Annotated in this window: 18 protein-coding genes and 2 tRNA genes; 9 read left to right on the top strand and 11 right to left on the bottom strand. The window is 36.5% G+C overall.

The features are described 5' to 3' along the window. Positions 1-4: 4 nt before the first annotated feature. Positions 5-352 (bottom strand): HesB/IscA family protein, encoded by a 348-nt coding sequence (locus Fsol_RS00850; protein ID WP_108673020.1) that lies wholly within the window; start codon positions 350-352, stop codon positions 5-7. Positions 353-391: 39 nt separating this feature from the next. Continuing rightward, on the bottom strand, positions 392-2,134 hold the full coding sequence (locus Fsol_RS00845) for an Rne/Rng family ribonuclease (RefSeq protein WP_108673019.1): 1,743 nt from the start codon (positions 2,132-2,134) through the stop codon (positions 392-394). A 108-nt stretch (positions 2,135-2,242) separates the two neighbouring features. On the opposite strand from Fsol_RS00845, the gene Fsol_RS00840 reads away from it, so the two are divergent. The 5 genes from Fsol_RS00840 (at position 2,243) to Fsol_RS00820 (ending at position 5,044) form a co-directional block, all read left to right on the top strand. Beyond that, a tRNA-Arg gene (locus tag Fsol_RS00840) sits at positions 2,243-2,318 on the top strand. A gap of 15 nt (positions 2,319-2,333) precedes the next feature. Continuing rightward, complete coding sequence (gene ybeY, locus Fsol_RS00835; RefSeq protein ID WP_108673018.1) at positions 2,334-2,861, top strand: rRNA maturation RNase YbeY; 528 nt, start codon at positions 2,334-2,336, stop codon at positions 2,859-2,861. Positions 2,862-2,945: 84 nt separating this feature from the next. After that, positions 2,946-3,515, top strand: coding sequence for an OmpH/Skp family outer membrane protein (locus Fsol_RS00830; protein ID WP_108673017.1), 570 nt, complete (start codon positions 2,946-2,948; stop codon positions 3,513-3,515). Between the two features lie 36 nt (positions 3,516-3,551). Then, positions 3,552-4,964: a F0F1 ATP synthase subunit beta gene (gene atpD, locus Fsol_RS00825; RefSeq protein WP_108673016.1), complete on the top strand. Its 1,413-nt coding sequence runs from the start codon at positions 3,552-3,554 to the stop codon at positions 4,962-4,964. 5 nt (positions 4,965-4,969) lie between these two features. Next, a tRNA-Thr gene (locus tag Fsol_RS00820) sits at positions 4,970-5,044 on the top strand. 2,050 nt (positions 5,045-7,094) lie between these two features. Here Fsol_RS00820 and fdxA read toward each other — a convergent pair. The 8 genes from fdxA to Fsol_RS00780 all read right to left on the bottom strand — a co-directional run bounded on the left by fdxA (position 7,095) and on the right by Fsol_RS00780 (position 15,156). Then, positions 7,095-7,418, bottom strand: coding sequence for a ferredoxin FdxA (fdxA, locus tag Fsol_RS00815; RefSeq protein ID WP_108673015.1), 324 nt, complete (start codon positions 7,416-7,418; stop codon positions 7,095-7,097). Between the two features lie 6 nt (positions 7,419-7,424). Next, positions 7,425-8,606: an elongation factor Tu gene (gene tuf / locus Fsol_RS00810; RefSeq protein ID WP_108673014.1), complete on the bottom strand. Its 1,182-nt coding sequence runs from the start codon at positions 8,604-8,606 to the stop codon at positions 7,425-7,427. Positions 8,607-8,781: 175 nt separating this feature from the next. After that, positions 8,782-10,071, bottom strand: coding sequence for a Na+/H+ antiporter NhaC family protein (locus tag Fsol_RS00805; protein ID WP_108673013.1), 1,290 nt, complete (start codon positions 10,069-10,071; stop codon positions 8,782-8,784). Positions 10,072-10,170: 99 nt separating this feature from the next. Further along, complete coding sequence (locus tag Fsol_RS00800; RefSeq protein WP_233485218.1) at positions 10,171-11,277, bottom strand: hypothetical protein; 1,107 nt, start codon at positions 11,275-11,277, stop codon at positions 10,171-10,173. Next, positions 11,198-12,100 (bottom strand): hypothetical protein, encoded by a 903-nt coding sequence (locus Fsol_RS00795; RefSeq protein WP_108673011.1) that lies wholly within the window; start codon positions 12,098-12,100, stop codon positions 11,198-11,200. The genes Fsol_RS00800 and Fsol_RS00795 overlap by 80 nt, the downstream gene beginning before the upstream one ends. Before the next feature lie 156 nt (positions 12,101-12,256). After that, on the bottom strand, positions 12,257-12,439 hold the full coding sequence (locus tag Fsol_RS00790; protein WP_108673010.1) for a hypothetical protein: 183 nt from the start codon (positions 12,437-12,439) through the stop codon (positions 12,257-12,259). Positions 12,440-12,447: 8 nt separating this feature from the next. Further along, positions 12,448-13,620 (bottom strand): hypothetical protein, encoded by a 1,173-nt coding sequence (locus Fsol_RS00785; RefSeq protein ID WP_108673009.1) that lies wholly within the window; start codon positions 13,618-13,620, stop codon positions 12,448-12,450. A 111-nt stretch (positions 13,621-13,731) separates the two neighbouring features. Beyond that, a complete protein-coding gene (locus Fsol_RS00780) occupies positions 13,732-15,156 on the bottom strand; it encodes an Hsp70 family protein (RefSeq protein ID WP_108673008.1) in 1,425 nt (474 codons plus the stop codon). A gap of 26 nt (positions 15,157-15,182) precedes the next feature. Between Fsol_RS00780 and Fsol_RS00775 the strand changes: the two genes are divergently transcribed. From Fsol_RS00775 to Fsol_RS00760, 4 genes are all read left to right on the top strand, one after another. After that, entirely contained in the window at positions 15,183-15,788 is a 606-nt protein-coding gene (locus Fsol_RS00775; RefSeq protein ID WP_108673007.1) for a ribonuclease HII, read from the top strand. Beyond that, on the top strand, positions 15,785-16,948 hold the full coding sequence (locus Fsol_RS00770) for a hypothetical protein (protein ID WP_158521592.1): 1,164 nt from the start codon (positions 15,785-15,787) through the stop codon (positions 16,946-16,948). The genes Fsol_RS00775 and Fsol_RS00770 overlap by 4 nt, the downstream gene beginning before the upstream one ends. An 18-nt stretch (positions 16,949-16,966) precedes the next feature. Further along, on the top strand, positions 16,967-18,175 hold the full coding sequence (locus Fsol_RS00765; protein ID WP_108673005.1) for a cation:dicarboxylate symporter family transporter: 1,209 nt from the start codon (positions 16,967-16,969) through the stop codon (positions 18,173-18,175). Between the two features lie 129 nt (positions 18,176-18,304). Then, positions 18,305-19,201, top strand: a complete 897-nt coding sequence (locus Fsol_RS00760) for a DMT family transporter (protein ID WP_108673004.1) — start codon at positions 18,305-18,307, stop codon at positions 19,199-19,201. Here the strand turns inward: Fsol_RS00760 and coaBC are convergent. Next, a complete protein-coding gene (coaBC, locus tag Fsol_RS00755) occupies positions 19,170-20,366 on the bottom strand; it encodes a bifunctional phosphopantothenoylcysteine decarboxylase/phosphopantothenate--cysteine ligase CoaBC (protein WP_233485217.1) in 1,197 nt (398 codons plus the stop codon). The genes Fsol_RS00760 and coaBC overlap by 32 nt on opposite strands. Position 20,367: the final 1 nt, after the last annotated feature.

Below are 20,367 nucleotides of genomic sequence, written 5' to 3'. Positions count from 1 at the left end.
GAACTTAAATAGAAAAAGAATTACCGCATCCACATTTTGCCTTTACGTTAGGATTACTAATCGTAAAATACGCTCCTCCAAGCTCATCTATAAAATCCATAGTACTGCCATCTAACATTTTCATCGATGCGCTATCCATTATCAAAGCATGGCATTCTTGATGCGTAAAATCTCCTTCATCTATTGCCATATCTCGCTCTCTGCCTTCAATACTAAATTTATATTGATAGCCAGAACATCCACCTCCAATCACTTCTACTCTAAAAGAATAGCTCTGCGTACCATCTTTACGCTCCTCGCACTCTATAAGCTCATTTATCCTGCTTATAGCCTTATCAGTGATCTTTAGCATATCAATTCACATAAATATCATAAAAAAACGACAACAAAGCTAATTTGAACTCTTTGATTTTATAAGAGAAGAAATTCTTCGCATAACTGTACGTAATCCACTAGTAGCCTCTTCTTTTATAGAATCCTTTGCAGAAATTTTCGCTTTTTTCTTTCCAAATTTACTGAAACGCTTCTTATTTCTAGATACAACATTTTCAGTACTTTCTGCACGTACTGCAGTACTGCCATTCTCTTCATCAAAATACGACTGCTCTTCCAGCTTGGAAAATGGCACTACCGCATTTGCAAGTTGCCGTACCTCAGAAGAAGCAGTAAGTGAGAACATCGTTTCCGGTACTGATAAATCTATCATAAAACGAAAAGTAATATCATGATCAGAGGTTTTTCTGATAATATCGTCATACACAGCAGTATAATTCAAGATCTGAGTTGCTAGCTTCGCACCTACAACAACAGTGATATTAGTTAATTCAGCATTCTTAGATATCTCTTGTTTCACCGCTCTGCATATAGCGCTTATGGTAGCATGCTCCGCTCTAATATATCCCGTACCACTACAGTTATCGCACTTTGTCAAATTGATTTCACAAAAAGAGTTATGTGTCTTTTGCCTTGTAATATGCATTATACTAAGCTCATTCAGTGGCAATATTCTAAGAGATAAATTGTAATCTTTGCCAAGCTGAAGCGCTTCTTTAAAAAGCAGATCTCTATTTTTGGTAGACTCCAAATCTATAAAATCTATTGCAATAGTACCGGATAAACCACGTAGCTTTATCTGAATAATAATTTCCTTAATCGCTTCTAAATTCGTTTTGAGAGAAGTATTTTCTACATTACTTTCGCTGATGTTCTTTCCTGAGTTCACATCTATGGTAATCATTGCTTCCGTATACGATATGACAATCGAACCTCCAGAAGGTAAAAGTACCTTATTACTATATAACGCTGTCACTTTCTCCTCTATATCATAGTACTTAAAGATTGGAGTACTACGATCATACTGTTCTATCTTATCTACGTGCGTCGGCAAAAACATTTTCATAAATGCTAGTCCTTGCTTGTACTTTTCTTTTCCTTCTACAATAATCGATTTGATATCGTTATTATATGTATCTCTAATAACGCATTCGACAAAACTCCCTTCAGCATGCAGAAAGACAGGACTTTTTTTATTCTCTGAGTGCTGTAAAGTACTATCCAACAACTTTACAAGATATTGAAAATCTCTCTTTAACTCAATTTTCGTTCTTCCTTCAGACTCATTCTTGAATACTATCGACAGTCCTCGATCATTCTTCTTTACGCTATTCAATAGCTCATTGCCTATATTTTTCAATCTCTCTTTATCACTGCCAATTTTTCTCATGAACCTTATTCTTTCTTGAGAAGAGTGCGATATCACAGATATAAAACGACCAGTTAACGTAATATAAGTCGTTGCTAGCGGACATTTTTCATCCTTCTGCTCTTTCACAATTTGTATTATTAGCAACTGATCCTTTTTCAGATGCTTATTGTGCGCACTTCTTGTCTTGTACTCATTACTCACATTAGACAAAGGCAGAAAAGCATTATACTGCCCTCCATAATCCACAAAAACTGCTTGCAGTGCGTTCTCTACTCGTACTACTTTCGCTAAGTATATATTGCCTTTTATGTTTTGGATTCGAGTATTTTGCTGATATAAAGCCTCAAGTACCATTTCAGTTCCGCTTTTTTTGCATACAGCAACTCTACACTCGTGCTCTGAAGCACTATCAATCAGTATCAAATTCATCAACTTTTCAAAACTTCAAATACAATACTTATCACTCTTTACTTTAACATCGCAGAGCGTAATACTATGTTACGGTGAAATCAAGTTTCGATTCGCTTCTTGTATGTAGCGCCTGTAGCTCAGTGGATAGAGCGTTAGACTACGGATCTAAAGGTCATGGGTTCAAATCCTTTCAGGCGTGCCACGAATTTTAAGTCATATGCTAAAAGAAATCGACGTACATGTCACGTGCTGCGCATGGCGTAAGAAAGTTATACTTAAATCGGAGGATTTTCAGAACTTACAACTTTCTAGTACGGGCTTCAGCGACATTAAGAGATATACCTATGAGGTAGTAAATTTCGCCTTCAAACACTTAAACAGCATCAGTACGCATCATCATCAATTACGATTAGCGATAGTGCTGTGCGGTACAAGGAAGATGCACGCTTTAAACAAGACGTATAGAAATCTCGATAAAAGTACAAATATACTATCGTTCTCGCAAGTAATAAAAAATGATGAAAATAGCGATGAAATCGTAGGAGATATATACATATGCTATAAGTCAATTGAGGAAGAGATACATGAGTTAAATATGACATTTCTGCATAGATTTACTCAATTAGTCGTGCATGGAATATTGCATACTATAGGTTACGATCATGATAATCAAAATGATGCTGATAAAATGGAATCAACCGAAGATACCATTATGAGTACGCTCGGTTTTCCAAAATTCTATTAATAAACACGTAATGTAAATCATTTAGCTTGAACTTCAAACGGAAAATATATAGCCTTTGCACATATATATCTTCTATATAAAAACATGAAAAACAAATTCTTAGGTGTTATAACTGTTTGCTTCCTCGCAGTTCAACCTGCACTTGCCTTTTCTGAAGATTCTAGTGTGGCCGTTGCAGATCCATCAAAAATATTTCAATCATCCAGTGGATACAAGGCAATTATCAGTCAAATGGAAGAAAAAGACAAAGAATTAAATGCTAAGATAAAAGAATCAATACAGAATCTATCCAAAGAAAGAGAATCTTTGAATAAATCAAAAGTAGCAGGTGATTCTAAAAATGACGCTAAAATAGCAAAGCTTTCAGAGAAAATAAGCGCAAATGAAAATACGCTTGTAAAAAATAGTAGGATAATAGATTACGCTTTTAAAAAGGGTATGGGTACGATGCAAAAAGCATGGGATGAAGCTTTGAAAGAGGTAGCTTCGAAAGAGAAGAAGAAAGTTATAGTTGCAGGACCATTATGGTCTGCACCAGAAGTAGATGTAACAGATAAATTGATAGCTAAACTCAATGAAAAAGTCCCTTACGTGAAGTTGGATTTTGATGAAGCACGTGCAAAATTGGAATCAGAAACTTCATCAAAGAAATAGAGATAAAGAATTTCTAAGTAATTTTACTATCTGCTGATGGAAAAGAATAAAGGGCGAATCGTAAAGGTACTCGATTCCGTCGTAGACGTTTCGTTCGAAGGAGGAACTCTTCCGAATTTGAAAAATGCTTTACGTTGCGAAGTGCATGGTAAGACTCTCGTACTGGAGGTAGCGCAATACCTTGGCGATAATGTTGTTAAAGCTATCGCACTAGGAGGAGTTGAAATGCTGTCAAGAGGTATGGAAGTCTTAGATACTGGCACACAAATCACAGTACCAGTAGGTGAAGCAGTACTTGGAAGGTTGATGAACGTTTTAGGCGAGCCAATGGACAATAGAGGAGAAATCGCAGCTTCAGAAAGAAGATCGATATATTCTCCTCCGCCTTCCATTACCGAACAGTCGCCTGATACTGAAATATTAGTTACTGGTATCAAAGTTATAGACTTGCTTGCGCCATACCCTAAAGGAGGTAAAATAGGCCTTTTCGGAGGCGCAGGCGTAGGTAAAACTGTGATCATTATGGAATTGATTAATAATATTGCAAAAGCACTTGGTGGCTTTTCAGTATTCGCTGGAGTTGGAGAACGTACGAGAGAAGGTAATGACTTGTATCATGAAATGATCGATTCTGGCGTGATAGACGAGAAGAATCTAACAAAGTCAAAAGCAACTCTTGTATACGGTCAGATGAATGAAGCGCCAGGAGTTAGAGCTACTGTTGCTTTCTCAGCTTTGTCGATAGCCGAAAAATTCAGAGATGAAGGAAGAGATATACTTCTCTTTATCGATAACATATTTAGATTCACTCAAGCTGGAAGTGAAGTATCAACTTTACTTGGAAGAATGCCATCAGCTGTAGGATATCAACCAACTCTAGCTACTGAGATGGCTATGCTGCAGGAGCGCATTACTTCTACAGTAAGCGGTTCTATTACATCAGTACAAGCAATATACGTACCAGCTGATGATGTAACCGATCCTGCACCCGCTACGTCCTTCGCGCATCTTGATGCTACTACTGTCCTTAGTCGTAAGATAGCTGAATTAGGAATATATCCTGCTGTCGATCCTCTTGACAGTACTTCAACAATTTTGTCAAAGGAAATAGTAGGAGAGGAACACTATAATACAGCACGAGATGTGCAAAAAGTCTTACAGCGTTATAAAGCATTACAGGATATTATTGCAATACTCGGTATCGATGAGTTGTCACAAGAAGACAAAACTGTAGTGAATAGAGCGCGTAAAATACAAAGATTCTTCTCTCAACCATTTCATACTGCAGAAGTATTCACAAATGTAAAGGGGGTCTTTGTGCCATTAGAAGATACCGTCAAAGGCTTTAGAAGATTGCTGAATGGAGAATTTGATGATATGCCTGAAAGCGCATTCTTCATGGCTGGTACAATCGATAGCGTGATTGAAAAAGCAAAGGCTATAAAGTAATAGTAGCCGTTATAGCACAGTGGTAGTGCACTTCATTGGTAATGAAGAGGTCGTGAGTTCGATTCTCACTAACGGCACCAAATAGAAGCTTAGTGATGGTTATGTCTTGTTTTGAAGAATATCTTTAAATCTCAACTTCTACTTCAGCTTTGATAACGTTTCTCTCGATGCGAAATCGAAGATACATCCTCAACAGATATCAAAAAAGTGGCATACCCTTCTTTGAAGAGTAGAAACTATAGCGCTTCTCGCTATCCTTCACGCAAAAATATATAAAAAGCGCAGAAATATCTAGAAAAATCCTTTTCTTACATTCGTAATTTTATCACTGATATATTTTATACAAGTATTAAAAATGCATTTTAATATGCTTTATCTATGCATTGAGTAAGTTCAAAAAAGTGTTTTGTTCTATATTCTTTTTCGAAGCGCATAGTGAAGTATCAAAAATTGTCCTTAACTTAAAAAGGACTTCTATTTGAAGTTAGATGATATCTTATGAAGCGAATATCTTCTCAAATTTGAGTAAACAATAAATAAATCTCTAACAATTACGTCTTCATGCGATGTAAGATTTTGCCTAAAGCTCTACATAATCTTAGCTCTCGTTCAGCTTAAACTGTCTTATATTCTCTTATACTTTCTTATACTCTTTTATATTCACAAATTTTTCATTACATATTGTCATTTTTCATACTATAAGACATATAAAGTAATCTTCAAATGATGAAGAAACTACAGTGACAATACGCTGGAAATCTATAAAATAGCAGAAATGATTTACCATATATTCATAAAGAGAGTGTGTTATTACTCATCACACTTTATGATAGCATTGAAGGTACTGTAAAGATTTTCCAATCATGCAAAAAGCATAGGATAAAAAGCATCAATCATCAGAAAAGTAATGTATAAGCATCTAACGAAATTATGAAATAGCATTAATATCTTCAAAAATAATTAAATATATTTATTCAAAATAAAAAGAAGAGTACGACTCCGCATCAGAGTCGCTTTCATAAGTCGGAAAAATTTCAGAAGCTTTGAATAACTTTTTTATCATAGAAGAAAAAGATATACGCACATCTCTTGAAACTAAGCAAGGGATGATAATGAGATAGCAATATTTACTACTTATCGTTTTCGCGCAAATATATTTATCGTAAGAAGCGACATAATAGTAGTAACAATAGCCTTAGCTCTGCGATATAGCATCGTTTTGCTGTAATAAGACTGATATATAACATATCTACTACGTTTTTCTTACATAGTCTGAACTTGAACTTTACATCTTGAAATAACAGTATTGTGAAGATATAGATACCATTTCAAACATCACCGCATCATGAAGAAAGCAGCACCATCGATTCATCAGTAACATCTCTTTTATAAACAGATAAGATACCTCTATTACAGAAAGCTCTATAAACACATAGAAAAGCGCTATTACAGAAGTTTCTGTAACTTTTCCAAGAAACTCGAAACACAGTCATTTTCTCAAGAAGTCCTTGTAAAAATCACTTATCATTTATCTAAGCAATCTTTGCGAATCTATCTAAACGATCTTTATGAAGTTACTCATCATTTTCACTAAGAACTTCGCAGTAATCAAATCACCGCATCATGAAGAAAGCAGCACCATCGATTCATCGGTAACATCTCTTCTATAAACAGATAGGACGCCTCTATTACAGAAGCTCTATAAACACATAGAAAAGCTATTACAGAAGTTTCTTTCGGCTTCTCGAGAAACTCGCAGAAACATAGTCATTTGCTCAAGAAGTCCTTGTAAAAATCACTTATCATTTATCCAAGCAATCTTTACGAATCTATCTAAACGATCTTTACAAAGTTACTCATCATCTTCACTAAGAACTTCGCAGTAATCAAATCACCGCATCATGAGAAAAGCAGCACCATCGATTCATCAGTAACATCCTTTCTATAAACAGATAAAGCGCCTCTATTGTAGAAGCTCTATAAACACATGGAAAAGCTATTACAGAAATTTCTTTCGGCTTCTCGAGAAACTCGCAGAAACACAGTCATTTTCTCAAGAAGTCCTTGTAAAAATCACTTATCATTTATCTAAGCAATCTTTGCGAATCTATCTAAACGATCTTTACAAAGTTACTCATCATTTTCGTTAAGAAACTTTTCCTTATTTACAACGTCCTTATAAACCTCTGCTTCCGCCATAGGCATCTTCTTCTCGAGAATGCGAGGAAACTTCTTAGCATATTTTGAGTTTATCTCCAGCCATATAGGCTCAGCATCTATTTCAGATTGAATAGCTCCTATAGGACATTCAGCTACACATACGCCGCAATCAATGCACTCATCAGGATTTATCACAAGCATGTTCTTCGCTTCATGAAAACATTCAACAGGGCATACTTCTACACAATCCGTATACTTACATCTTATACATTTATCAGTTACTACATGAGTCATATAAAGCTATTTGATAATCTTAGATACTACTCCTGCACCTACTGTTCTACCACCTTCGCGAATTGCAAATCTTTGTCCTTCATCCATCGCAATAGGCGCTATCAGCTCTACATTAATCGTTACATTGTCACCTGGCATCACCATCTCAGTTCCTTCAGGAAGTTGAATAGTACCAGTAACGTCGGTAGTTCTCACGAAAAATTGTGGTCTATAGCCATTCAAAAACGCTGTATGACGTCCACCTTCCTCTTTACTTAGCGCATACAACTGCGCTTCAAAATTAGTATGAGGATTTATCGTGTTCAGCGCTGCAACAACACATCCTCTTTCCACATCCTCTTTTGCTATGCCGCGCAATAAAAGACCGACATTATCTCCAGCTTGTCCTTGATCAAGCATCTTCTTAAACATCTCCACACCAGTACAAACAGTCTTGTGTCTATATCCGAAGCCTACAATCTCAACTTCTGCGCCAACTTTCACGATACCTCTCTCAATACGTCCCGTTACAACGGTACCACGACCCGAAATCGAAAACACATCTTCAACAGGCATTAAGAAAGGTAGATCGAGTTCTCTTTGAGGAGTAGGAATATACGAATCTACCGCTGCAAGAAGCTCCCCTATGCATGCACCATCGCCAGTTGAAGCATCAGATGAAGCAGCTTCCAAAGCTTTCAAAGCCGATCCTTTTATAATTGGTATATCTTTTCCAGGAAAGCCATATTTCGTAAGTAAATCTCTTATTTCCTCTTCAACAAGCATTGCAAGTTCTGGATCCGTTACTTGGTCCATCTTATTCATAAATACCACTATTGACGGTACACCAACCTGGCGCGCAAGTAGTATGTGCTCTCTAGTTTGAGGCATAGGACCGTCAGTTGCTGCTACTACAAGTATCGCACCATCCATCTGCGCAGCACCAGTAATCATATTTTTCACGTAGTCCGCGTGTCCAGGGCAATCAACGTGCGCATAGTGCCTATTCTTCGTTTCATACTCCACGTGCGCAGTATTGATTGTAATACCACGCTGTCTTTCTTCTGGCGCTTTGTCTATCTTATCGTATGCAACAAATGACTCACTGAAATACTTTGTAATAGCAGCAGTAAGAGTTGTTTTACCATGATCAACATGGCCTATTGTTCCGATGTTTACGTGTGGCTTGGTACGTTCGAATTTCTTCATTATCTTACGCAAATTTAAATTTGATTTACCGCATGAGTATGTAACTCTCGTCACACACTGCACTTATAATTTCAAAACTTACAGCAAGAGCCTGTTAAGATCAACAGCTTAATATAAATTATAAGAAAATATACATTACACTTGAAGCTACAATAATCGTCTTTTACGGAAGATATTAAGACATCTTTTTAGGAAGTGAGATAAGGAAGTAAGATGAGATGAGGAGCAAGATGTGGCAGTAATATACATACTGAGGGATTATGAATGGTGAAAGGCCTGTAAAGCTGCTTACAAGTAAGACTTGAGCGCCATAAGGGATAAGTCCTTGGAAGATGCATGAGAAGACATCAAGAATTGCTGCAGTATAATGTGGAGGGAGGCCATTTTCGATCGCTACATCTTTTACTGCTTTACCGCTTACTATGATAGCTATTGTATTATTAGCTAAAAGCACATCGAATATCGTAACGATCACAGCGATTGCAAAAGAGCATGCTTTTTTATTGTGCATCTTTTTTGCCAATACAATGGTAAGTTTTTTACCTAGTACACTGAGTGAATTTCCCATTAAACCTGATAAGCCGCCAATCATGAGAGATAAAAGCATAATTTCATTCATAGTGTAAAATCCAGCTATGATATCGCTTGTAAAATTCAAAAAGTGATAAGTAGGATTTGCGATAATTCCTATAATTCCTGCTGCTAAAATACTTAGTATCAAACTGCAAAAAATACCTACACCAGACATTGATAGTGTAAGTAGTAGAACATACGGTATAATCAGAGGCAAAGAATATTTTTCTACCGCTATAATTTCATTTGCTTTTGCAAAACCTAGAAATAGCAATACTATTGCGACGATTACAGCAGAATAGAAAGCCAGTTTAGCATTGATGTAGAATTTTTTTCGTGGATCTGCGTTTTGCGAAGAAACAGCAGCTATTGTAGTATCGGAAATCAGAGAGAGATTATCGCCAAACATTGCACTACCAAGTATTGTGCCCGAAATTAGTTCAATCTGTAACCCGCTTTTCGCACTCAAAGCAGTTGCTAAAGGCATCAGAGTAGCGATAGTGCCCATAGAAGTGCCTATTGAGGTAGAAATGAAGGCGCCGGTGATGAAAAGTCCAAGTAATAGTAGATTTGAAGGAATGAATGTAAGCAGAAGATTTACGATGGAAGAGACTGCACCTATTTTACTCATTATCTCACTAAATGCACCGGCTAAAAGGAAGATGATACACATCATGAGGATGTCATGATTAGCGATGCCATTTAAGAAAGAGGATTGTTTAGTTTTCGAAGTACCATTATGGAGAATCCAGCTTAAAGCGATGCAAGGAAGGATTATGAGTAAAGGAGAGAGTTGGTAGAAAGGATTCTGAACGGCATTTATAGAGAAGTATAAGCCAGAAGAGAGAAATAATAGTAAGAAGAGTATAAGAGGTAGAAGAGAAAAGAACATTGTTCTATAAATGGAGTATGAGAGGGAAAACAGGAGCTAAGAAGAAGTAAGATGGAAAGCTTCCAAATACGTGCTGCTGTACTTGGAAGCGAGGACGAACTAAGATATAACGCTATCTGTATGAAGTATGGAGGAATCGATGCCGCCATTGTGATGAACTACACCGTCGTATGTAGTGTATAACATATCATTGGTAGAGAGGGTAAATACATCGGCATTGTTGTAATGATCATCTGCGACGAAAAACTCTCTAGGAGTTAACTCTGATGTTCCTGGACAACAATGAGGAGAAGTACACATAGGAGCGACCATTATTTCCTTTTTTCTATCACCTTCGAATATAGAAGGATTGAAGTCTCCTACTTTCATAGGTTTACAGAAGTGTATCTTATGTATAACGTCCTTAAATGCATTATAAAACTTCTTTGAACTGTGAGTGAATAACACATTTGGATTATTAGGAGAGGTATAAGTCCTGTAATCTGTTCTCGTACCTCCTTTCATCACAACATCTTTATCTTCTAATCTAGCAGGAGCAAACGGAGCAATACTGTATAGATCGTGTAATTTCATGCTGATCTTATAAGCATCATCTCTAAGAGGAGAGTGATACTGCTTTCGAAGTGCAGCAGCTCCTCCTACATCTCCTTTTAATTCCATTTGCCACGCTTGATCCGCTATTATGTTCGCTTGAAGCGATTTCTCACTCATCTCTTTTATTATAACTGCTCTTCTATCGTTTTCAGTGATTATAAACTTTGGCAATTCCTGCTCTTGTACATGTTTCAACTTCTCATGATCTCTCTCTTCTCTTATTACCCATTGCTCATACTCTCTCTCATTCTTTTGTTTTTCCATTTCCAGAATAGAATCTAACTCTCCTAGCAACTTCTTCTGTTCTATCTGATTTGCTAGTAGTCCATATTGAAGCGATTTCTCACTTAGCTTTTTTCGAATGAGTATCATCTTGTCGTCGTAATCTTTTCCCTGATATATATCAATCTCTTTTTGTCGTATCTCTATAATATTTTTTATTCTCTCTTCTGAAATCTGCAGCTTCTCCATTTCCTTCTTCTGCTCCTCACTTAATCCTTCCCATCTTTCTCTCCTCTTCTCTTCTCCCTCCTTACCTACTGGCACTACCTTCTCCTCTTCCTTCACCACTTCTTGCACTACCTTCTCCTCTTCCTTCACCACTTCTTGCACTACCTTCTCTTCTTTCCTTACCTACTGGCACTACCGGCTCTTCTTCCTCCTTACCTACTGGCACTACCGGCTCTTCTTCCTCCTTACCTACTGGCACTACCGGCTCTTCTTCCTCCTTACCTTCTTGCACTACCGGCTCTTCTTCCTTCACCACTTCTTGCACTACCTTCACCACTTCTTGCACTACCTTTGCCACTTTATCATCTCCTTTCTTCCTCTTATCTTCTAAATTCTGCAGCTCATCCTCCTCGCATATTCTCTTAAAGTACTCTTCCACTTTGTTCACACATCCTACTTCTGCTTTACTTTTTTCTTCTTTTTGTAGCTTCTCACTTGCTACTACCTTCTCTTTGTTATTACTCTGTATATCATCATTTATCGTATTGAGCATATTAGCTGATGAAAACGGTAAACCAGTACCTCCATGTCGTGTAAAGCTTTCGTTTATTTTCGACTCTAAAGCTACCATTTGCATCCAAAAATCTCTCTTCTTGATACTTTCATTGAATAAACCTTCCAGTAAACTAAGAGATATCTTGAAAGAATTTGCAGCACTACAGATTTTTCTCGCATCCAAAACATACATCAACCTCGCAACGCTATATAGCTCTTCAAAATATACCTCAAATAGTACATTTTGCGAAAAATACCTTCGTATCGCTGTTTCAATCGCTTCATCTTCAAGATACATCATCGGTACAGCTCTATAGCTCCAATAAGGATACGAAGGTGAAAAATGCTCATTATACCTAGCAAAAGAGTTTACGAACTCCTCTATCATATAAGTATCAGAAAGCTGTATATCATACGTAGCAACTTTCATATCAATATTTTAAACTCTATAAACTCATATATGCCAGGATGATATCATTATCCTTACTTAAGGCAAAGAACTTTTATCAATAATGATTCGATTTTATAGTGTAAATATTAATATAACATAAATAAAGAAATTACCATCAGATGCATAATAATAATCCTATGCAGGAGGTATAATCAGCTCTTTTGTGCTTTTAGACGGTGGTACGGTATTATGCAGAACGGCATTCTCATTAGGAAGAGAAGGTAACACACCCATCTTACGCTTAACGGAGCCAGCACATCCAACGATGATGTAAGCGACAATCAGCAACAACAGTAATTTTGTAATATCAATTTTCATCACTTCCTTTAAAACAATAGAAGTACTCTGATTCCTAAAGTATAAGTTGGCGTACCCTCAATTTCCTGCGGAATATAGGTTCTGAAATCCTTATAAGTAGTGGCATCAGTATAAACGTAAGATGCTAAATCTCCTCCTTTTTTACCGTCAACAACTATACTATCTATAGCTTCCTGTCCAGTCATCATACCACTATTTTGACAGTCTTGATTTTGCACTACCGTCATATCACACACGCCATTCTGTTGAAGATACACATACTTACCATTTAATACACTCTTTACATCATCATACGGCACACCATCGGACACTACAGTATTCAGCGCACTACGATTTACGTATACTGCTTTTTCATTACCAAAAGTCAATTTAGACCTCAAGTTCGCTGCCGCAAATCCTTCTATTACTATATTATCTACTCTAAATGACAATCCTCCCGTGAAGGAAAATCCTAATTTCGTCTTATTAGTGGCTTTTAACTCGCTATTGAAAGCAAGCAACGACAGCACATCTTTAGGCAGTGCAGCATACGACACTGAAGGCACATCATTCTGAACGCAAGTATAATTCTCATCATTCGCAGCAAGACATATTGTCTTATACTCTACCTCTGTTGAAAGAGGAGAAAACACCACATCACTTCTATTCTTCAACGCGCCACTTACTCGCACTACATCACTATCCGCGAGTGCGCCACTTGCATCAAACGCTCTAATGCCAGATAAAGTGTACTGCAAGCTCAAAACATCCACTGTAACTCCAAGAAAAGGGCGCACCTTCATATCAGAAATGTACCTTACCACCGAAAGTCCTACTGAATTGCCAACTATCTTCATCTCATTTGAGAACTGCAATGCACTCTGAGAAAGCTTTCTCGCAGAATGGCTAAAATAAGCACTCAAAGCAATATCACGAAACATGTAACCTCCTCCAAATATAAAACCAGGCACAAGTACAGTACCATTTGTAATACTCTTTACATCAGTGCCCGTCACTTCAGCGCCGACTCCACGCTCGAGATACTGCTGTAATTTCACTTGTGGCACTATCTCAGAGGTCAAAGCCATAAAGGTAAAATAATCTCCCTTTCTACTTAACTCGGACGCCTTAGACTCTGCTACATATAAGACACCAAGAAAAAAGACACATAGAATACATAGATATAACCTCTTCTTCATCATCAACTATATTTTTATTCTTAACATGGAGATGTTACAACACATAATGTACGATAATCAATACCACTACACGTAAAAATCATTGTCTTATCTTACATTAAGTTTCACTTTCCTTTACAAGGATGGTGTAATATCTTCCTCCGATAAATCGTACTGAGGCTGAACGATTATATCTCTCGTAGTACCTCCTGCTTTTTCGACAGCGGTAATACTCAATATACCGTTTACGTCTACGCAAAACAAAACCTCAAGTTTTGCTTCTTGTCTCTTTATTTTATCCGCAATTGGCACTTTGAAACGTGCCAAAGTCTTGCACTGTGCTACACGTTCTCCATCGCCTTGAATAACATGTATATCAAAGGAAGCTTGTTTTTCATGAGAATTTGTAAAAACACTTCTTGCCATAATTGGTATAGGAGTATTACGAGGAATAATGCATTCAACAGCACCACCAAATACCTCTATACCAATACTTAGTGGAATAACATCCAATAAAAGATGATTTGCGCTTTGAGTAATAGAATTAGCATGCATTGCAGCACCTATTACTACAGCTTCTTCTGGAAGTATATCATTTCCTAAAATATCAGTTCTGTGCATATATTGCCTCGCTTTTTTCTTAATTATCGGCATTTTGGTTGCTCCTCCTACAAAGATGACTTCATCTATATCATTTAATGTTAATTCAGCATCATCTAATGCAGCACGCATTACGTCAAAAGTTTTATCTACTAAAGCTTCAGTAGCTGCTTCAAATTCATCACGGGTACAACTTATCTCATTTCCCTTCCAAAAACCTGTATAATTCTCATTCAAACTTAATCTTTCCTTTATTTTTCTCGCGCATAAAATAGCATCACTTGTAATAATCTCTCCATCAAAGCCGCATTTTGCATCTAGCAGCTCCGCAAGTGCAATATCAAAATCATCACCGCCTAGAGTACTATCACCATTAGTAGAGATTACTCTAAATATTCCATCTTTAACCTGGAGAATAGAAACATCAAAGGTACCTCCTCCTAAATCATATACCACGATGCTTCTATCACTTGAATTATCAAGCATACAATGCGCTATCGCAGCTGCTGTAGGCTCATTTATCATTCTAATTACATTGAATCCTGCAGATTCTGCCGCAGCTTTAATATTCATTCTCGCGAAATCATTAAAGTGCGCAGGCACTGTTACTACAGCGTCGGTAATAGTAGATTTAGTGTACTCTTCTGCTTTATCTTTAAGATTTTGAAAAATTTGCGCCGCCATACTTATTGCGTCTTTTTTCAAATCAAGACTTTCAGCGCTAAAATAATCGATTAAATCTCCTTTTACGCTATTGTTTATTAATCTTTTTATAGAAATAACTTCTATAATCTTCTCTGCAGATTCATAGCGCACTACAGACGGCAATAAAGTAGCATAATCAGCATCTTCATTAATTGGCACAACAATCACTTTGCTATCCTCATTCACGAATGCTATAAGTGAATTCGTAGTGCCAAAGTCTATACCAACTACAACATTCTTCTTGATTTCAGTCATAATTAAATTCGGATAAGAAAATCGTAATGATATTACCAAATAACGAGATAGAGAGGCAATATAAAACAAGGACTGTCATTGGTGCCGATGAATGCGGAGTAGGTTCGTTAGTAGGGCCTGTTGTAAGCGCAGCAGTCGTATATGATGAACGTTTATTATCACTTAGCATTAATGATTCTAAAAAGCTATCAGCTAAAAAGAGGGAAGTCATTTATGAAGCACTAATGAATTTAGAAGTAGAATATGCTGTAGGTGCGGCAAGCATCGATGAAATAGAGAAATTAAACATCTTGAATGCTGCCAAATTAAGCATGCAGCGTGCAATAAAAATGCTTCAATCTCCAAATTGCGTCACGCTTATAGATGGAAATAGGACAATCGAGGTACTCGATGCTACTGTTATTCCTATAGTTAAAGGCGATACTAAATCAGTCACAATCGCCGCAGCTTCGATCATTGCAAAAGTGACACGAGATACCATCATACAGCATATGAGTAGTAGATATAGCGGATATAAACTTGAGCAAAACATGGGTTATGCAACAAAATATCATATAGATGCTCTCCGACGAAATGGATCTACACAATACCATAGAAAATGCATGTTAAAGAAAGTTCTTTGCTATACATGAAAAGCATTATAATACTTGGCGCGACAGGAAGCGTTGGACTTACAGCACTTGAGGCACTTTACACGCTTCGTGATACTCATAAAGTGAAAAGCATTATGGTAAGAGGTTCCGATATTCAGAAACTCGAAAAGATAGTAAAGGCTTTCAACATCGCAAACGTAATAGTTGCAAATAAAAACGCCATTGCGCAAATTGGAAATACTAACTTCGACAGGAAAGTACGCATACTTCACGAAACGAAAGAGATACACGATTTTTTACAACACGAAAAACATGATATATGCATCAGTGCAATTAGTGGCATAGCTGGTCTTATTCCAACTATTCTAACAATGTACTCATGCAAAAAACTGATTATCGCTAATAAAGAAGCTATAATATGCGGCAATAAATTATTTATAGAACACGCGACAAAACTTAAAGTAGAAATAATTCCGATAGATTCAGAGCATCATGCGATACATAGCATACTTACACTTAATAATACTACAAACACATGTAATACTACCAATGTGAAAAAACTTATACTCACCGCTACAGGTAGTACTATATGGAAAAATAAGATACTACCTAAAAATGCTAGTAAAGATGATATTCTTACGCATCCGATTTGGAAGATGGGGAACGTCATTACAGTCAATTCTGCATCTATGATGAATAAAGTATTTGAGATGCATGAAGCGTCAATTCTTTTCAATATTCCGATGCAGAATGTTGATGCACTACTTCACCCTACTGCCACAGTACATGGGATCGTTCAATATAAAGACGGTACATCTATCATGCACTGCGGTACACCTACAATGTTCTCTCCTATTATAGCCGCAATACTATATCCACAGAAATATGACGTACACAAAGCGCAAAATTTACAACAAGAGTGTGAATTAATAAGAAACAGAACGTTTGAATTTTACGATATTGATACGGATCTATTTCCATTATTTAAACTTGCAAGAATAAACATGACGCACTCGTCTATTATCGCATTAAATGCATTAAACGAATTTTATGTTCAGCAATTCTTAGATGGTAAAGTATCATTCTACGAAATGATTAATAGTATCGAAAACAAATTTGAAAAATACAGTAAGAATACCAATATTCAGTCATTTCAAGATGTCATAGAATACCACGATAGTATACAAAAAATGCTATAACGAATTACATATATTAAAATGTCTTTTTTGAAATCTTCTTCATTTAGAATTATTTTAGCTATAATATCTGTGCTATTTTTTCATGAGTATATTTCATCTCGCATACAATCTTTTATATATTCTATAAGCCTCCTCTTAAAAGATATAATGAGAGTATGCGTACCATTTATCATCTTTCACTCCGTATATTTTTGCTTCAGAAAACTCGATAGCAAGGAAGGAATACGATTTATTACTCTCCTGCTACTTTGCATAATTCTATCGAATTTTTTATCCATATTTACCTCAGTTTTTACATCTGCAATTGCATTGAAATTTACCGCTATAACTTGCTGTGATAGTCAGATTTCCATATCAGATAAAACAATAAAACAACTCTTCGTATTAGGTATACCTACATTCCCTTTATACTTAAACGTTGTAGTCTTCGTATTCTCCGCATTTCTTGGACTTATCATTAACATACATGATAGCTGCTATCGCTACACGGTAGATAAGATTGCCAGCGTCATAAGGATAGCGGTAAAATTTCTAATCAACTATGTAATACTTCCCTTAATACCAATTTTCATAGCGGGATTCATATTTAAAATACTGCAAGACAAAGGATTACAAAATACACTTCGCTCGTATCCCGTAAATCTTACTATCAGTATTTGCCTGATGTTTATATATCTAGGAATAATGTTCATAATCGCTGCACTTGCAGCAACTAATCGCTCTGCAAAACAAATCGCAATCACTTTGATTAAGCCTACCATTACAGGCTTTAGCACAATGTCCAGTACAATTGCATTGCCTTTATCTATTGAAGCGGTAGAGCAAAATGTGCTAAATAAGGAAAACGGAAAAGCGGCAATTACCATAGCTACTACAGTACATACAATAGGAGAAAGTATATTAATTCCATTTCTTGCTATCTTAGTTCATCAAAGCGCATCTGTGTCACTTTCCACATATGAAATATTAATGCTTTTATTAATAGTAAATATCGCAAAATTCTCCGGAAGTGGTATTCCAAGCGGAGGGATTTTTATCATTGCGCCAATGTTAGGAGAATATCTACATTTTACACCTGAAGCACTAGGCATTATGACGGCAATCTATATCGTAATGGACAGCATAGGTACTGCTGGAAATGTAATAGGAAATAATCTCTTTGCTATTATTTTCGATAGAATATATCTCAAAGTTTTAAAAAGAAATACGTCAAAATTGCCTAAATAAAACAGAAAAACAACACCATAATCTAACTGCGCAATCTTCGTATAGTGCACATATTGATCTCCATATTGCTTTTGTTATCATAATTTAGAAGATCGCTACTCGATAATCTCACTATTACCGTCAAATCATATGTTAATGTCTACAGATTATAGAAGATATATCGTTGGAGTACTATGTAAGGTATTAGCACTTTCTTGCTTTTGCTTGCTTTCTCTTGGATTTGAAAAATTTCGAAACAGTAGCATAGGACCGTTAGAACAATTCGGAGTAGTATGCATACTAGGCACAGCGATATTACTGCCATTTGTAAGCTTATTCTACAGGAAGGAGTTACAAGAAGCGAAGATGATGCCATACGTGTTACGTTCTGTGCTAAGCATAGCGGGCATGGTAACTTGGATAGAAGCTGTAAAGCACTTTGGTAGTGCGCAAGCTATATTAGTAAATTATATCACTCCTATACTTACCGTCTCTATCGCTTCCCTTACTAAAAATGAAAAACTGCGATGGATATCCTTTATTGCCGGTATATTGTGCTACGCGGTAATTTTTTTCACTCTTAAAACTCATATTGAAGTTTCAGTTTATGGCTTTGTTATGGCCGTAATTTCATCATTCTCCTGGGCATTTTACGAAGTAGTATGTAAAAAACAAACTACGACAGAACATTTTATAGTACAGGTATTTTATACTTTTGCTTTTACCGCACTTTTCCTTCTATTTTTCTCTGTTAAAAAGATATCCGCCTTTACTGCAAGCGATATATCATCACTCCTTGTTATAAGCGTTCTGAGAATAACAAACGTGATACTGCTATTCTTAGCAATAAAGCTAGCAACCTTGAATTTTCTCACTCCGGTATCTTATTTAAAGTTACCATTAATGACGTTTTGGAGTTTTGTATTACTTGGTACTCCGCCTCGACCATACTATCTACTTGCCGCGGGAATACTAATATGTATCAACATAACAATGCTTAGAGTAATAAAGAAACTTACGGAGCAGAAAACTCAGAAAGCGCACTAATATATTTCAATAATGCAGCAGCTACAATATCTTTTGTAGCATGCGGTATGTGAAAGGACTGTCCGTTCTTCGTGAGTAATAGTATCTCATTGCAATCACTGTTGAAGACTTTATTATCCGACACATCATTAATAGCAACAACGTCCAAATGTTTGCTTTTTATCTTTTGTAGACCATACTTTTCAAAATCATTCGTTTCCGCTGCAAATCCTACACAGAAGATTTTTGGATATTTCTCTTTGATATATCTTATAATATCGACGTTTTTTTCCAAATTTAGCTTCATCACATCCGTATTATCCTGTTTCTTTATTTTTTGCGCTGAATATGATTCAGGCTTGTAATCCGATACTGCGGCAACTCCAATGTATATATCTGCTTTATGCACTTCCTTATCTACAGCATTTAACATATCGGAAGCACTATCTACAGAAATAAAATTGATACCAAGTGGTGTATTTAATGAAGTAACGCCGCTAATTAACGTAACATCTGCGCCCATATTTCGCGCTACCTCTGCAATTGCATACCCCATTTTACCAGAACTGTAGTTACTCAAGAAGCGCACTGGATCGATTTTTTCTCTTGTAGGCCCTGCCGTTATAACAACTTTTTTACTTAATAGTAGCTTTGGAGTCTGTAATTGAATGATATAACTCGCTATGTCTGAAATGTCAGCCATACGACCGATCCCTGTGCTACCGCATGCTTGCTCTCCATCGACTGGTCCTAATATGTGAACTCCATTTTTTTGCAATATCTCTACATTTCTCTGCACAAAGGCATTTTTCCACATTCCTTCATTCATCGCGGGTACACACACAATCGCGCTTCGTGAAGCTAAACATAAAGTAGAAAGCAAGCAATCTGCGACACCATTTGCTAATTTGGAAATAGTATTCGCAGAAGCCGGCGCTATCAGCACAACATCGGATGTTTTAGCAAGTGATATGTGTAACATCTCGCCATTCTCGATAGTATCACTATACTCGTATACTTTTTTCGGAAAGAGAGATTTTAACGTTAAAATCGAAACAAAATTATGCGCTGTTTTCGATAGCACTATTCGTACATCACAAGAACTACGACATAGTATTTTAGCAAGATCTATAGCTTTATAAGCCGCAATACTTCCCGTAATGCCTAATATTACTCTAATACTCATA

This window comes from Candidatus Fokinia solitaria, assembly GCF_003072485.1.
Classification (GTDB): domain Bacteria; phylum Pseudomonadota; class Alphaproteobacteria; order Rickettsiales; family Midichloriaceae; genus Fokinia; species Fokinia solitaria.
This window is presented reverse-complemented; position numbering and strand designations above follow the sequence as displayed.

Excerpts from the sequence above, each read along its gene's own strand:
- Fsol_RS00850 (WP_108673020.1), bottom strand. The coding sequence starts at position 352 with ATGCTAAAGATCACTGATAAGGCTATAAGCAGGATAAATGAGCTTATA.
- Fsol_RS00845 (WP_108673019.1), bottom strand. The coding sequence starts at position 2,134 with ATGAATTTGATACTGATTGATAGTGCTTCAGAGCACGAGTGTAGAGTT.
- ybeY (WP_108673018.1), top strand. The coding sequence starts at position 2,334 with ATGCTAAAAGAAATCGACGTACATGTCACGTGCTGCGCATGGCGTAAG.
- Fsol_RS00830 (WP_108673017.1), top strand. The coding sequence starts at position 2,946 with ATGAAAAACAAATTCTTAGGTGTTATAACTGTTTGCTTCCTCGCAGTT.
- atpD (WP_108673016.1), top strand. The coding sequence starts at position 3,552 with ATGGAAAAGAATAAAGGGCGAATCGTAAAGGTACTCGATTCCGTCGTA.
- fdxA (WP_108673015.1), bottom strand. The coding sequence starts at position 7,418 with ATGACTCATGTAGTAACTGATAAATGTATAAGATGTAAGTATACGGAT.
- tuf (WP_108673014.1), bottom strand. The coding sequence starts at position 8,606 with ATGAAGAAATTCGAACGTACCAAGCCACACGTAAACATCGGAACAATA.
- Fsol_RS00805 (WP_108673013.1), bottom strand. The coding sequence starts at position 10,071 with ATGTTCTTTTCTCTTCTACCTCTTATACTCTTCTTACTATTATTTCTC.
- Fsol_RS00795 (WP_108673011.1), bottom strand. The coding sequence starts at position 12,100 with ATGAAAGTTGCTACGTATGATATACAGCTTTCTGATACTTATATGATA.
- Fsol_RS00790 (WP_108673010.1), bottom strand. The coding sequence starts at position 12,439 with ATGAAAATTGATATTACAAAATTACTGTTGTTGCTGATTGTCGCTTAC.
- Fsol_RS00785 (WP_108673009.1), bottom strand. The coding sequence starts at position 13,620 with ATGATGAAGAAGAGGTTATATCTATGTATTCTATGTGTCTTTTTTCTT.
- Fsol_RS00780 (WP_108673008.1), bottom strand. The coding sequence starts at position 15,156 with ATGACTGAAATCAAGAAGAATGTTGTAGTTGGTATAGACTTTGGCACT.
- Fsol_RS00775 (WP_108673007.1), top strand. The coding sequence starts at position 15,183 with ATGATATTACCAAATAACGAGATAGAGAGGCAATATAAAACAAGGACT.
- Fsol_RS00770 (WP_158521592.1), top strand. The coding sequence starts at position 15,785 with ATGAAAAGCATTATAATACTTGGCGCGACAGGAAGCGTTGGACTTACA.
- Fsol_RS00765 (WP_108673005.1), top strand. The coding sequence starts at position 16,967 with ATGTCTTTTTTGAAATCTTCTTCATTTAGAATTATTTTAGCTATAATA.
- Fsol_RS00760 (WP_108673004.1), top strand. The coding sequence starts at position 18,305 with ATGTTAATGTCTACAGATTATAGAAGATATATCGTTGGAGTACTATGT.
- coaBC (WP_233485217.1), bottom strand. The coding sequence starts at position 20,366 with ATGAGTATTAGAGTAATATTAGGCATTACGGGAAGTATTGCGGCTTAT.